Genomic DNA, 13,963 nt, shown 5'->3' on the forward strand with positions numbered 1-13,963 from the left:
GGATGGCCGTGACGCGCGGCTTGCCTTCGGTGAGCGTCCCGGTCTTGTCCACCACCAGCGTGTCTATTTTTTCCAAGCGCTCCAGCGCCTCGGCGCTTTTTATCAGCACGCCCGACTGCGCGCCGCGTCCCACGCCGACCATGATCGACATCGGCGTCGCAAGACCGAGCGCGCAGGGGCAGGCGATGATGAGGACGGAAACGGCTGCAACTAGCCCAAAAGTCATACGTGGTTCCGGTCCCCACATCGCCCAGGCAAGAAATGCTAGAACGGCGACGAGAATGACGACGGGCACGAACCATCCCGCCACTTGATCGGCGAGGCGTTGTATTGGCGCGCGGCTTCGTTGCGCGGAAGCGACCATCTCGACAATCCTTGAGAGCACGGTGTCGTGGCCAACCTTCTCGGCGCGCATCACAAAGCCGCCAGTCTGATTGAGCGTGCCGCCAATGACGTTGTCGCCTGCAGTCTTGGTCACCGGCATTGATTCGCCGGTGACCATGGACTCATCGACCGAACTGCGGCCCTCGATGAGTTCGCCGTCCACAGGAACCTTTTCTCCTGGACGGACGCGCAGGCGCTCGCCGACCTTCACAAGATCCAGCACAATTTCTTCGTCGGATCCGTCAGCGTTAATCCGAGTCGCCAATTTTGGCGCGAGATCGAGGAGCGCGCGTATGGCGCCGCCGGTCTGTTCCCGTGCGCGCAATTCAAAAACTTGTCCAAGCAGAACGAGGACGGTGATCACCGCCGCCGCCTCGAAATAGATCGGGACAGAGCCGTCGATGTTACGAAATGCAGGTGGAAAAAGAGACGGCGCGAATGTTGCGGCGACGCTGTAAATCCAGGCGACGCCAGTTCCCATGGCAATGAGCGTGAACATATTCAGATTGCGTGTCACGAGCGACTGCGCGCCTCGAACAAAAAACGGCCAGCCAGCCCAGAGCACGACCGGGGTCGCCAAAATGAGCTGCAGCCAGTTCGACGCCTGCGGCGCTAGCAAATGATGCAGATTGAATAAATGGCCGCCCATCTCCAAGACGAGGACCGGCGTCGCCAACGCCAGCCCGATCCAGAACCGCCTAGTCATGTCGATGAGTTCGGCGTTCGGTTGGGCTTCATTTGAAGCGACCAGCGGCTCGAGCGTCATGCCGCAGATCGGACAATTTCCGGGTCCGATCTGACGAATCTGCGGGTGCATTGGGCATGTGTAGATGACGTTCGACGCGTGTGTCTCGCGTTCAGCCGCATCCTCGGTTGCGCCGCCGGCGCCGGCCGGCTCCGATCCCTCATGCGAGGCGTGATCATTCCGATGCTCCTGGGCCACGCGGTTCATCCTTCCTTGCGCCGTCAGAAGCGGCATCGCAATTGATCTAGGCGTCCCTTGCGCAAGGTCGATCGTCGTTGCTCGCGCGGTTACCTAAGGAACACGGTCCGACAGCAAATCGATAGTCGGACCGTTCCATTATTGTCGACGACAATTACCGTACGTCAGCTTCGCATTGAATATGCGTTCAATTACGAAGCTCTCTCCGTCAGCGACAGACCCACACCCATCTTCCATGATGGAGGTGCCAGCACACATTATGTCTGTGTTGACCGGGGGTGCTCCAATCACGATGCATGTGCCGGCCATGGCCGCCGGGGACCATTCCGTGAATCTGCGGGTCGTGCTCGTCCATGCCTTGCGCCATCGCGGGAACGGATAAGGACAGCATCGCCGCTAAGGCGATGGGGAGTCTAAGCATTGGTGTTCCTCCTCTGAAGATTGTTGTCATTACATTATGGAGCTGCGTGGATAGTTCCTTCCAACTCCTGTTTGACCTCTCCTATTTGAGACAGGCCAAACCCCTTGATCAGCGCATAGATCGCCGGAATGACAATGAGCGTCAGAGCCGTCGAAGACACCATGCCGCCAATCATCGGAACGGCGATACGCTGCATAACTTCTGATCCTGCGCCCGTGCTCCAGAGGATCGGCACAAGCCCCGCCATGATCGCGACAACCGTCATCATCTTCGGCCGCACGCGTTCGACAGCGCCGAGCATGATCGCCTCATGCAAATCAGCTCTCGTGAAAGCAGCGCGCGAGACGTTACGTGCAGTCCTGATTTCGCGCATCGCTTGATCGAGATAAATCAACATGACGACGCCGGTTTCGGCGGCCACGCCGGCGAGCGCGATGAATCCCACCGCCACCGCGACGGACATGTTGAAGTTCAACCACCACATCAGCCACACGCCGCCGACCAGCGCGAAGGGCAGCGACAGCATGACAATCAATGTCTCGGTCAAGCGGCGGAAGTTCAGATAGAGCAGCAGGAAAATGACGAGCAGCGTCAGGGGCACGACGATCCGCATGCGCGCGTCGGCCCGCTCCAGATATTCGAATTGGCCGCTCCAGGTGACATAAGAGCCGGGTGGGAACTCGATCGCTTCTGTGACTGATTTGCGCGCTTCCGTGACATAGCCGCCAAGATCGCGGTCCCGAATATCGACGAAAATATAGACCGCAAGCTGACCGTTTTCGGTGCGGATCGAAGTTGGACCACGAACGAGTTCGACCCTCGCCACCTCGCCGAGCGGAACCGTCCCACCGCCCGGCATGGCGATGAGCACTTCGCTGGCGATCGCCCTCGGATCAGAACGAAAGTCGCGCGGATAGCGCATAGTGACGCCATAGCGTTCACGCCCCTCGACGGTCGTGGTTATGGTCTCGCCGCCAAGAGCCGTCGCGATAACCTCTTGCAAGTCGCCGATCATGAGTCCGTAGCGCGCGAGCATCGCGCGGTCGGGAACAATATCGAGATAATAGCCGCCGATGACGCGTTCGGCGTAGGCGCTCGAAGTTCCGGGCACGCGCTTCAGGACCGACTCGACTTGACGCGCCAGCCCCTCCATTTGCGATAGATCGCGGCCGAAAATCTTGACGCCGATCGGCGTTCTGATCCCCGTCGCCAGCATGTCGATCCTGTTTCGGATCGGCATGGTCCAGGCGTTCGACACGCCGGGGAATTGCAGCGCCGCATCCATTTCCGCAATGAGCTTGTCGATGGTTATTCCAGAACGCCACTGATCCTTAGACTTCAATTGGATGACGGTCTCGGACATTTCGAGCGGCGCCGGATCGGTCGCAGTTGAGGCGCGCCCGGCCTTGCCATAGGCCGATTCAACCTCGGGGAAGGCTTTGATGATACGGTCCTGCCTTTGCAGGAGCTCGGCGGCCTTGGTGACCGAGAGCCCGGGCAGCGTCGTCGGCATATAAAGGAGCGCGCCCTCATTGAGAGTGGGCATGAATTCGGCTCCGAGCTGCCGCGCCGGAATGATGGTCAGCGCCAGCGCGCCGAGCGCCAGCAGAATCGTGGCGACCTTCGCTTTGAGCACCAAACGTATGATGGGCCGATAGAGCCAAATGAGCGCGCGATTAATGGGGTTCCTCGCCTCGGGAACGATTTTTCCGCGCACGAAGACGACCATCAGCGCCGGCACGAGCGTCACGGAAAGGAGCGCCGACGCCGCCATGGCGAACGTCTTAGTGAAGGCGAGCGGACTGAATAAACGTCCCTCTTGCGCTTCGAGCGTGAAGATCGGCAGGAACGAAACCGTAATGATCAACAGGCTGAAGAACAGTGCGGGGCCAACCTCGGTCGCAGCGTCGATTATAATCTCGACGCGCCGCTTATTGGGCGGTGCGCGCTCTAGATGCTTATGCGCGTTCTCAATCATAACGATGGCGGCGTCCACCATCGCGCCGATGGCGATGGCGATGCCGCCCAAACTCATAATGTTGGAGCCAATTCCCAGCGCCTTCATCGCGGCGAAAGCCATTAATACGCCAACGGGAAGCATGATGATGGCGACAAGTGCGCTGCGCACATGCATTAGAAAGACGACGCAGACGAGCGCGACAATGACGCCTTCTTCGACAAGTGTGCTCCTGAGCGTCTCGATGGCGGCATGAATGAGCTGAGAGCGGTCGTAAACCGAGACGATCTCAACGCCCTTGGGCAAACTTATCGCCATCTGCGCAAGGGCCGATTTGACATTGTCGATCACTGTGAGCGCATTGGCGCCATAACGCTGTAGCGCGATGCCGCTCGCAACCTCGCCCTCGCCATTGAGTTCGGTGACGCCACGCCGCTCGTCGGGGCCGAGTTCGACGCGCGCGACATCCTTCAGGAGAAGCGGCGTGCCGTTTTCGACGCGCAGGACAATACTTTCCAGGTCGCTCACGCTGCGCAGATAGCCTCGTCCACGCACAATGAATTCAAATTCGGAAAGCTCGACCGTGCGACCGCCTACATCGGCATTGCTGGCGCGGATGGCGCCGCGCACTTTCGACAGCGGAATGCCGAGCGCGCGCAGTCGGTTAGGATCGACAACGACATTATACTGCTTGACGAAGCCGCCGACGCTCGCGATCTCGGCGACGCCTTCGGCCTTGGCGAGGCCGTAGCGGATCGTCCAATCCTGGATCGAGCGCAATTCGGCGAGCGTCATATCCTTGGCGATGAGCGCATATTGATAGACCCAGCCGACGCCCGTCGCGTCGGGACCGAGAACTGGCGTCACGCCCGCCGGCAATCTCTTACTCGCCGCGCTCAAATATTCGAGGACGCGCGAGCGCGCCCAATAAATGTCGACGCCATCCTCGAAGATGACGTAGACGAAGGATACGCCGAAGAATGAAAATCCGCGCACCACTTTGGAGCGCGGAACGGTCAACATCGAACTGGTGAGCGGATAAGTGACTTGATCCTCGACGACTTGCGGCGCCTGACCGGGATATTCGGTGTAGACGATCGCTTGCACGTCGGAGAGATCGGGAATGGCGTCGAGCGGCAGTGTGCGCAAGGCATAGACGCCGCCTGCGACCGCGAAGGCAGCGCCCACGAATATGAGCAAAAGGTTGCGCGCCGACCAGGCGATGAGACGCGCAATCACTTGCCCGCCTCCCCTTGGTCGAGAGCTCGTAACGCCGCCTTCAAATTGCTTTCGGCGTCGATGAGGAAGTTCGCGGCCGTGACGACGCGTTCGTTTTCGTTCACACCGCTCTTGATTTCGACGAAGCCTTCGCCACGCCGACCGATCTTGACTTCGCGTGGCTCGAAGCGCCCTTCGCCCTTGTCGACAATCGCCACTTGCCGCTTCCCGGTGTCGATGACCGCGCTTTCTGGCGCCGTTAGCACTTTTTCGTTGCCGCCGGCTGCGATCTCGACCTCGGCGTACATGTCTCCCCGCAGCAACCCATCGAGGTTCGGCAGTTCGATCCTGACGCGCGCCGTGCGCGTCTCCATGTTGAGATGGGGATAAATTAGCGCGACTTGTCCCTTAAAGGATCGATCGGAATACGCCCTTGGCCGCACGTCGACCTTTTGTCCGGGCGCAATCAAGGCGATGTCCCGCTCGGCGATGTCAGCCAAGACCCAGACCACGGAATGATCGACGATGCGAAACAGAATGTCCCCAGGCGCGGCGCGCATGCCGTTAATCGCCGCCCGCTCCAGGACATGACCGTCTTGCGGCGCCGGCCATGCAATCACACGTGGAACGCTGCGGGCGCGCCCGATCACGGCGATGGCGCTTTCGTCGAGGCCGAGATTGACGAGCCGCCGCTTGGCTCCCTCCAGACGCTGGGCGTCGATCCCGCCGCCACGCCGCATGTTGAGGACGGCGACATATTCGGCGGCTGCGCTCGAAAGATTCGGCCCATACACGCGCATCAGCGTCTGGCCCTTGCGAACGTAATCGCCCTCCGCAAACCTCCCGACCGATTCGATGAAGCCTTCGAAGCGCAGGGAGACGATCGAGATACGGCGCGGGTCGAACTCGATCCTGCCCGTCGCTCGAACTGGGACGTTCAGCGTCCGACGCTCGACGGGTTCGGAGCGAACGCCGGTCTTTTGCAGCTTTCCGGGACTGATCGTGATGGTCGCGCCGTTCTCCGCCTCGTCCTCGTAGACCAGTATGTAATCCATTCCCATCGCGTCCTTCTTGGGAACGGGGGAAGTGTCGGGCAGGCCCATTGGATGGCGATAGAAGCGCACGCGCCGCTCGCCGCTCGCGACGGTCGCGGGAGGCGGCTTGTCTTCGAAGCTGATGTCCTCACCCGCACGCACCGGCAGATAATCTTTCCCTGCCGATGTCTTCTTGGGCGTCGAGGAATAGGCCGGGCGACCGTCGGGATCTCGGTAGTAAATGATAGGGCCAGTCGTTGCAGGCGCCTTGCCCGAGATGTTAGGCCCGGCGTCGCTAGGCGTTCCTGTAGGTGTGACCCATTTGAAGCGGCCCTCAAGCAGCCAAGCAAGGCTGGCCGCGACGACGACAAAGCCCAAAAGAATAACGATGTGACGGCGAGTCATAGAGAGCCTCCCGCCAGACGTTCAAGCTCGGCGTATCGGGCTTGCTCTTCGACTTTGAGCTTAAGGATTTCGAGTTCGATCGCTCGCAGGCGTCGTTCGGCTTCCAGAGACGTCGCCAAGTCCGCGGCTCCGGCCGCAAAGCCACTTCGCGCCGTCTCTACCGACAGGCGCGCCGGAATGAGCTGGCGTTGTTCGACAATCCGGATCGCCTTGCGCACCGCCTCCAGCCCGAACCACGCTTCGGCGACATCGCCGTCGAGCCGGATTCGGATGGCGTCGTAGCGCATCTGCGCAGCGCCGAGCCGCGAACTGGCGGCGCGCTGTTCGGCGTCTTTCGCTTCATACTGCAGCGGCACCTTGAATCCGAGCATGAACATGCCGCTATTGTCGCCGGTGGGACGCTGCACGAAATTCGCGCCAACGGTGACGTTTGGGTAGTAATTCAGGTCCGTGAGTTCTTTAGTTCCGGTCGCCGCGCGAACCTGCGCGCTCGTCGCGGCGAGCGCTGGATTGGCGACTCTCGCGAGCTCCTGAACGCCGGCGAGCGTCAGCTTTGTTTTCAGCGGCCGAAAGCCTCTGGGCATAGCGAGCAGCTCTTGGGAGCCGCGACCGATCAGGGCGTTTAAGCGAGCGGAGGCGGACTTTGCCTCGCCTTGACGGCGCGCGACTTCTGCTTCAGCCGTCGCCGCCTCGATCTCGGCCTTGATCACTTCCTGCTGGTCGACCGAGCTCGCGCCATAACGCAAGCGCAGGAGCGCAAGAATTTCGTCGAGCCGGCGCTTTAATCCAAGCGAAAGGTCGATCGCCCGATGCGCGGCGCCGTATTGCGCATAGGCGGTTTTAACGCGGGCGATCAAATCCGTGTCTGCCGCGCGGCTCTGATGCCTCGCGGCATCGGCGTCGGCCTCTGCGACGCCGCGCTCCAGATCGAGTTTGCCCCAAAGTTTGAATTCCTGTTCGGCGCCGATCCAACGTTGGCCGACGCCGCGTCCATTCACGTCCCACGCTTGGAGCGTGACTGTCGGATCGGCGAGGACGCCAGCCGCGCCCACTCTGTGCGCTGCCGCATCGGCATCCAGCACGGCCGCCGCCAGTTCGGGGCTTAGCTGCTTTGCAAGGGCGACAACGCTTTCGACGGAGGCGCCAGGCAGCTGACGCCGCTCGACTTGACGATCTTGCGCTTCGACCTGAAACAACCATGACGCCGTGACTGCGCCGATCATAGCGAGTCGACACATTTGGCTCGCCGGCCTCATGGCAAAGCCTTCAGCATCAGCTTGCTTTGGAGGGTGCCGTTTTCGCCTTGCAGCTTGGCTGCCAACGATAGCCGCCATCTGCCAGCCATGGTTAGCGCCGTCTTAAATCGGTAAACGCCACGCTCCACACTCGCCAGACGCTCGATGTCAGTCGTCATCATCTCCATGCCGTCAGGCGCCATGTCGAGCCGAGTCGCGAATATTACCGCATCAGGAACAAGCTTGCCGTCGGGTTTGTGAATAAGGCGCACCGAAACGATTGCGTCACCCTTCTTGATTTCCTGTTCAACAAGAGTGAATTCGTAATCGTCGATGTTGGCGCGGGCCACCGGCGCCACTCCCAACGCGGCGAGCACGAGCAGCGCGAATAAGCGCGCATTGCCCAAAGTCGCGAGAATCATCAGACTCTCTCCATGTCCCTCTAGTTCGTCTGATCGGCGTGCGAATCGCAGCGGCGATCGGTTCCGATTGAAAGCGTCGTCTGCCTCAGCCGATGCTGGGTTTCGCGGGAATTGATCGCGGATATCGAACTCCCGTCGAGTCAGTCGGCGGTCATTTGAACCGCGACTAACGGCGCATCTGCGAGCGACTGGACTTTCGACGTTAGGCGATAGGAGGTCGGAGGGCTGGCGGGCTTCGTAATCTGCCGCGCTCAATGTCGTCGGAGGGGATTAGCGAAGGCGCAAACGCCCAAAGAGCGGCATCAACGAACGGTTGAAACTGCGGAAGCGTTGCCTGACTCGGCCCGCACAGGACATCACTGCACACGGGGAGTGCTGCGCCATCATCGCCGTGGTCGGCGGGACAATCGACCATGCCCATTTCAATGCAGGCGTGGTTCATCTTCGCGGCAAAAGCTCCGCCAACTCCAGCCAAAGCTGTAGCGAGAACAAGCGCAGAGATAATAAGGCGAAAGCAGCGGCGCATTGTTTCTACCGTCATGGCAGCAGCTTACCACGACGGACGTCATGCCCCAATCCGTTTTTTGATTGCCGGCCCAGGGACGGGAACCGCAATGTTCGACTTAAGTGAGCCAAAATCAGCCCCCAAAAGTCTAGTCAGATTTTGTCCCCGCGGGCGGCGGGGGATCTAATCTATTTCGTGCCCTGCTTTGCGGGCGCTGAGGTGGGTTGGGTCGGCGCTGATGGAGGCGCGCATGCTACTACCTTCCTCATCCGATACCAACCGCATCACTCGCCCGTGGAACAAAGGGTGCCTGCTGGGCCAAAAGCGCCCGCTGCGGCCAAAGGATGTCTGGACCATTCGGGTCCGTTTACAGATTGAAAGCCGCAAGCGCGATCTCGCAATGTTCAATCTCGCTATCGACAGCAAGCTGAGAGGATGCGATCTCGTGCGCTTGCAAGTGAATGACGTTTGCGCGGGCGGCAGAGTTCGCGATCGTGCGGTCGTGATTCAGAAGAAAACTGGCCGTTCTGTGCAATTCGAGCTGACCGAGCAAACGCGATTATCAGTCCAGGAATGGCTGGATCGGCGTTGAGTAGCCAACAGCGGATATGTTTTCCCTAGCCGATCTGCGAAACATCCTCATATTTCGACTCGGCAATATGCTCGCATTGTGAAGAAGTGGGTGGCGAGCGCAGGGCTCGATAGCTCGGCCTACGGAACGCACTCCATGCGCAGGACGAAGGCTGCTCAAATTTACAAAAAGACGGGAAATTTGCGTGCCGTCCAACTCCTGTTGGGTCACACTAAACTGGAGAGCACGGTCCGCTATCTCGGAATCGAGGTCGACGATGCTCTTAGCATTTCAGAGCAAGTAGAACTCTGAGGCAACAGGCGACTCGGACTAGCCAATTGCCATGGCCGCGTCGCACCATAAGCGGACGTTCGGTCTTATGTGACCGGCGCAGGGTGTGATGGCAGTGCCGGTTCATTGAGGCGACGAAATGAGGCTGTCAGCTCCTGGCGGCCACATGGACTGTATCGAGAGCTGCGCGCAATCCACGCGCCAGTTTCACAGCGTCGTCATTCGCCCAGAAGTGCACGAAAAAGAGCCGCGGCTCGTCATCGAGCATGTGGTTGTGGAGCGCCGTGACCTCGATCCCGTACGCCTCAAGGGTCTTCAGCAGCGGCTCCACCTCTTTCGCCGTCGCAACAAAATCCCCGCTGATGGCGGCTTTGCCGTCGCCAGTAGGTTCGAAATTGATGGCGATGGCGGTTCCCATGGCGGGAGCGACCGTCATTCCCCCCGCTCGAATTTGCTCAGCCTTGGGGATGCTGAACTGAAGCACGCCGCCGTTGTTTCTCCCCGGAAACCCGAGGACATTATCAACCTCCGCCGCATCAAAGCCAAGCTTGGGGGGCTCGCCAGCCGGAGCCGCGGGCGGCTCAAAAGGCGTTTTTGTTTCCGCGAGCGCCTCCCGAACCACCGCAGCGAGTTTCGCCGGGTCGCCGTGCGCGCCGACGTGCATATAGAAAGTTGCGGGGCTGGCACGCAGGAGGTGGTTATGGACGGCCGTCACCTGGACGCCGTTGGCGAGTAGCGACCGCAAAACGGGATTCACCTCGGTTTCAGTCACCACCAGGTCGCCCATCATCATGGCCGTATGTCCGGTTGGCTCGAAGGCAATCCAACCGCCGAGGGCGAGACCGGGCTTGATGCTGACGCCGTCGAGGGTGACGTGAAGATCGCTGCGCGGGAGAGCGTATTTGTGCACGCTTCCAGAGACAGCGGCCTTCTTGCCGATCGCGGCGTCAACCTGCGACCAGTCGGTTTCAGCTACAGCAACAGACGCGGGCAAGAGCAGACATATTGTGCAGAGAGTGGCTTGCGGCCTCTGTTTCATGGCGTTCTCCCTTTCCGCCGAAAGTCTAAATCGCTCCTACGAGAAACAGCCCTATTCCCGCCAGGCAGGAACCCGCCAAGGTCTGGAGCACGCCGACACGAAGCCGGAAGATCGCCATCGCCGCAGCGACCGAGAGGGCGAGACTCCAGAAATCCACGCTTGCGAGCACGGGCGCGTCAAAAGACAGCCCATAGCCGGCCACGGCGACCGTCTTGCGAAAGATGGCGTGGATCGCAAACCAGATAGCGAGGTTCAGGATGACGCCGACGACGGCGGCGGTGATCGCCGCCAATGCGCCGGAGAGCGCCTTGTTGGAGCGGATTTTTTCGATGTATGGCGCGCCGAGAAATATCCAGAGAAAGCAGGGCGCGAAGGTGACCCAGCTTGCGAGCAACCCGCCGAGCATTCCTGCCAGAAGCGGCGGCAAGTCGCCTGGCGAGCGAAACGCCGCCATAAAGCCCACGAACTGCAAGACCATGACCAGCGGGCCAGGCGTCGTTTCCGCCATGCCGAGTCCATTGAGCATCTCCGCAGGCGTCAGCCAGTGATAGGTCTCGACCGCCCGTTGCGCGACATAGGCGAGGACCGCGTAGGCTCCGCCAAAGCTCACGACAGCCATTTTGCTGAAGAACACCGCGATCTGGGAGAAGACGTTCCCCTGACCGGCGACAAACAGGATCGCAACAACCGGGATGAGCCAGACCGCCAACCAGATCAGCCCGATTTGCAGCGCCCGCTTACCCGAAGGGTGGGCGTGAACGGGCGTGCCATCGCCTAGAACACTTTCGCCGTCCTCATGCGCCGCCCCATGTCCGACTGACACGAAGGCGGGATTCCCGCGCGCCGCGCTGACGTAACCGAGCAAGGCCGATGCAAGGATGAGCGCAGGGAACGGCAAGGCGAAGAAGAAAATGCCGACGAATGAGGCGGCGGCCAGAAGCTGCATCGCCGGAGATTTGAGCCCGCGCTTGCCGATCCGCGCGACAGCTTCGATGACAATGGCGAGAACGGCGGCCTTCAACCCGAAGAACAATCCGCCCACGATCCCGACATTCCCCCAGCGCGCGTAAATGATGCTGAGCGCCATGATCGAGATGACGCCGGGGAGAATGAACAGCCCGCCCGCAACGAGGCCGCCGACGGTGCGATGCATGAGCCAGCCGATATAGGTGGCGAGTTGCTGAGCCTCGGGGCCGGGCAACAGCATGCAGTAGTTGAGGGCGTGCAAGAAGCGGCTCTCGGGAACCCACTTCCTCTCATCGACAACAATTCTGTGCATCACCGCAATCTGTCCGGCAGGTCCGCCGAAGCTCAGCAAAGCAATGCGCGCCCAGACACGAGAGGCTTCAGCGAGGGATACGCCATGATCGTGGGCGGTAGTTTGAATATGGACGTTCACGACGCTTTTCCGGATTTGGTGGCAGGCCAATTATGGGCTTCATCAGTCGCATCACGACACCAGCGATAAAAGGCGTCGTAGAGCGCCATCCCGGCTTTGAGCTGTTCGAGATCATCCGCATACATGCGGGATTGACCGAGCGACGCCGCGAGCAGCCCCGCTGCTTCAGGGGCAAGATCGAGGCGCGCCGTATCCGCTCCACGCACGATGACCGCAAGCCTTTGTAGCGGCTCTATCGCTAGGCCCCATTCCTCGAGCATGGTGTCGAAGGTGCAACGTTCACCTCTGTGACTCCAAAAAGCGCCTTCTATATCGAATGGCGCACCGCCAAAGCGTTCCGTAACGGCGGACACCTCTGCTGGCGCGACGAAAAGAAAGATAGCCGCGGGATCGAGAAACCGGCGAATGAGCCATGGGCAGGCAATACGATCAACCTTCGGGCGTGAGCGTGTGACCCAGATCGTTCGCCCGAAGGCATCGCGCTGAGGCACTTTTGAAGACGGAATGAGCGGGCCGCCTGACTTTACCCAGGCCAAGTGCCCGCCAGCTAGCACGTCGGAGGAACTTGCGCCTGCATGACGAAGCCATGCGGCGACTCCTTCGCTGACCTGTTCGCCACACGGATCGATGACGATGGACGGGCGACCGACGAACTCCGAAGCCCAGTCCGAGACAGATTCGGGACGGCGGCGCGAAGCGCCGGGCGGAAAGCGCGGATCGGCATCATAGTCCCCATCAGTCCTCACATCGATGAGGGCTGGGCAATGCGGGACGCCGATGAGACGCGCAAGCTTGTCGGGAGAGATCGAGTTGATTGACGACATGGTGCGCCCTTGGTGGAAAACCCGGACGCGATTCTTGGGCATGTCGCCTCGTGGGGAGATCGCTTCCCCATGGGACGACAATCCGCCGCCTTGGCGTTAAAAGTCAAGGCCGGTTTCGACACTCCGCTTTTGTGCGAAAATCAAGACTTCGGATAATGCGGTTACGCTAAAGATTAGCGGATTGCGCGCCGCAAAGGATACGACTGAGGCGCAGTTTCTCTGGCGCTCGACTCGATCGTAAAGGTCCGCAATGGGTCAAGGTGAGCCCTCGAGGGAGAGCATCGGGAACGTCTGCTTTCTTCGAACTCCGTCATTGCAAGTGATTAACTAGCCGGCGCAGAAGATGCTCCCGTGTGACGCGCCGCAAATCATCGTTGAAATCCTTTTCTGTTGAAACAAACGTTTGCACTTTGACGCCGTCTGCTTTGGCCTCGTCAGCAAGCTTGTGCGCGGCGTTTTGTCCGGCGCGATCATTGTCTGCGGCGACGATCAGGCGACGCATCCCGGCCGGAATTTTCCACGCCGCGAGATGCCCCGCCGAAAGCGCCGCGACCATTGGGAGATGTGGCATTGCGCTCTTGAGCGAAAGCACGGTTTCGATTCCTTCGCCGATGATCGCGAATTCTTCGACAACTCCAAAGCGCACGCCATTGCCGAGAATGGCGCCGAGCGCGCGGCGCGGCGACGCGACCTTTGCTTTTGCGTTCCGCACGGGGTCGAGGAACGTCCGATGAATGCCTGTGATCGCGCCGCTGTTGTCGGTGACGGCGGCGACGAGGGCCGGCAATTTGCGCGACGGCGAATTGCGGCTCTCGCGATAAATCAGCGCCGGGTGATAGCGCAGTGGCGCGTTGCTCAAATCAGCGGTGATTTTTCGCGCGCGCAGATAGGCCTCGGCTTTTGTGCCGATGATCGGCTGCGACGCCGCCCAAATTTTGCGGGCGAACGCGATCGTGTCGCATGCCTCTGAATTCCGACCGCGACTCTCGGTCGTCGTCTCGCGCGGCGCGACCAAGAAGCGCCGCGCCTCGTCGAGCGTGTCGCGGAAGGACGTAAGCCCTTCTCGTTCCCGGATGAGATCGAGAAGGTCGCCATGTTGGTCCGTCGCGCCATCCGTCCACTTTCCACGCGCGCCCTTGCCGGAGAGCGGCCCTTTGAGCCGCACATAAAGACTGCGGCCCGCATTGTTGTTGACGTCGCCAACGATCCAGTAATTGCCGCATCGACGACCGTTCGACAGATAATGTTTGCAAACGGCCTCGACATGTTCGGCGAGGCTGCTGGACAGAGTCCGGGCCGGGCTTTCCATCATCGC

The 13,963-nt window shown here is 60.5% G+C and carries 10 protein-coding genes and 1 pseudogene; 1 reads left to right on the forward strand and 10 read right to left on the reverse strand.

The features are described from left to right. The 6 genes from IYY11_RS04520 to IYY11_RS04545 all read right to left on the reverse strand — a co-directional run. A partial coding sequence (locus IYY11_RS04520; protein WP_281431677.1) for an HAD-IC family P-type ATPase occupies nt 1-1,336 on the reverse strand: 1,336 nt, incomplete at its 3' end. 199 nt (nt 1,337-1,535) lie between these two features. Further along, nucleotides 1,536-1,748, reverse strand: a complete 213-nt coding sequence (locus tag IYY11_RS04525) for a hypothetical protein (RefSeq protein ID WP_154454066.1) — start codon at nt 1,746-1,748, stop codon at nt 1,536-1,538. Between the two features lie 34 nt (nt 1,749-1,782). Beyond that, complete coding sequence (locus IYY11_RS04530; protein ID WP_196402908.1) at nt 1,783-4,944, reverse strand: efflux RND transporter permease subunit; 3,162 nt, start codon at nt 4,942-4,944, stop codon at nt 1,783-1,785. Then, on the reverse strand, nt 4,941-6,362 hold the full coding sequence (locus IYY11_RS04535) for an efflux RND transporter periplasmic adaptor subunit (protein WP_196398832.1): 1,422 nt from the start codon (nt 6,360-6,362) through the stop codon (nt 4,941-4,943). Before IYY11_RS04535 ends, IYY11_RS04530 begins: the two co-directional genes overlap by 4 nt. Further along, nucleotides 6,359-7,600, reverse strand: a complete 1,242-nt coding sequence (locus tag IYY11_RS04540) for a TolC family protein (protein WP_246695848.1) — start codon at nt 7,598-7,600, stop codon at nt 6,359-6,361. The genes IYY11_RS04535 and IYY11_RS04540 overlap by 4 nt, the downstream gene beginning before the upstream one ends. 14 nt (nt 7,601-7,614) lie before the next feature. Continuing rightward, the gene (locus IYY11_RS04545) at nt 7,615-8,019 is read right to left on the reverse strand and encodes a FixH family protein (RefSeq protein WP_109025217.1); all 405 of its coding nucleotides are present in this window, start codon (nt 8,017-8,019) and stop codon (nt 7,615-7,617) included. Between the two features lie 755 nt (nt 8,020-8,774). Here IYY11_RS04545 and IYY11_RS04550 point away from each other — a divergent pair. Then, nucleotides 8,775-9,407, forward strand: a pseudogene (locus IYY11_RS04550) (tyrosine-type recombinase/integrase). A 127-nt stretch (nt 9,408-9,534) separates the two neighbouring features. On the opposite strand, the gene IYY11_RS04555 reads toward IYY11_RS04550, so the two are convergent. The 4 genes from IYY11_RS04555 to IYY11_RS04570 form a co-directional block, all read right to left on the reverse strand. Next, nucleotides 9,535-10,425 (reverse strand): DUF1259 domain-containing protein, encoded by an 891-nt coding sequence (locus IYY11_RS04555; RefSeq protein ID WP_154454063.1) that lies wholly within the window; start codon nt 10,423-10,425, stop codon nt 9,535-9,537. A 25-nt stretch (nt 10,426-10,450) separates the two neighbouring features. Next, complete coding sequence (gene chrA, locus IYY11_RS04560) at nt 10,451-11,824, reverse strand: chromate efflux transporter (protein WP_195838310.1); 1,374 nt, start codon at nt 11,822-11,824, stop codon at nt 10,451-10,453. After that, nucleotides 11,821-12,648 carry a sulfurtransferase/chromate resistance protein gene (locus IYY11_RS04565; protein WP_154454087.1) on the reverse strand — a complete coding sequence of 276 codons (828 nt, stop codon included), beginning with the start codon at nt 12,646-12,648 and terminating at the stop codon, nt 11,821-11,823. Before IYY11_RS04565 ends, chrA begins: the two co-directional genes overlap by 4 nt. A gap of 310 nt (nt 12,649-12,958) precedes the next feature. Beyond that, on the reverse strand, nt 12,959-13,960 hold the full coding sequence (locus IYY11_RS04570) for a toprim domain-containing protein (protein WP_246695847.1): 1,002 nt from the start codon (nt 13,958-13,960) through the stop codon (nt 12,959-12,961). Nucleotides 13,961-13,963: the final 3 nt, after the last annotated feature.

Origin of the sequence: Methylocystis sp. H62 (assembly GCF_015709515.1) — a bacterium.
In the GTDB taxonomy this organism is placed as follows: Bacteria; Pseudomonadota; Alphaproteobacteria; order Rhizobiales; family Beijerinckiaceae; genus Methylocystis.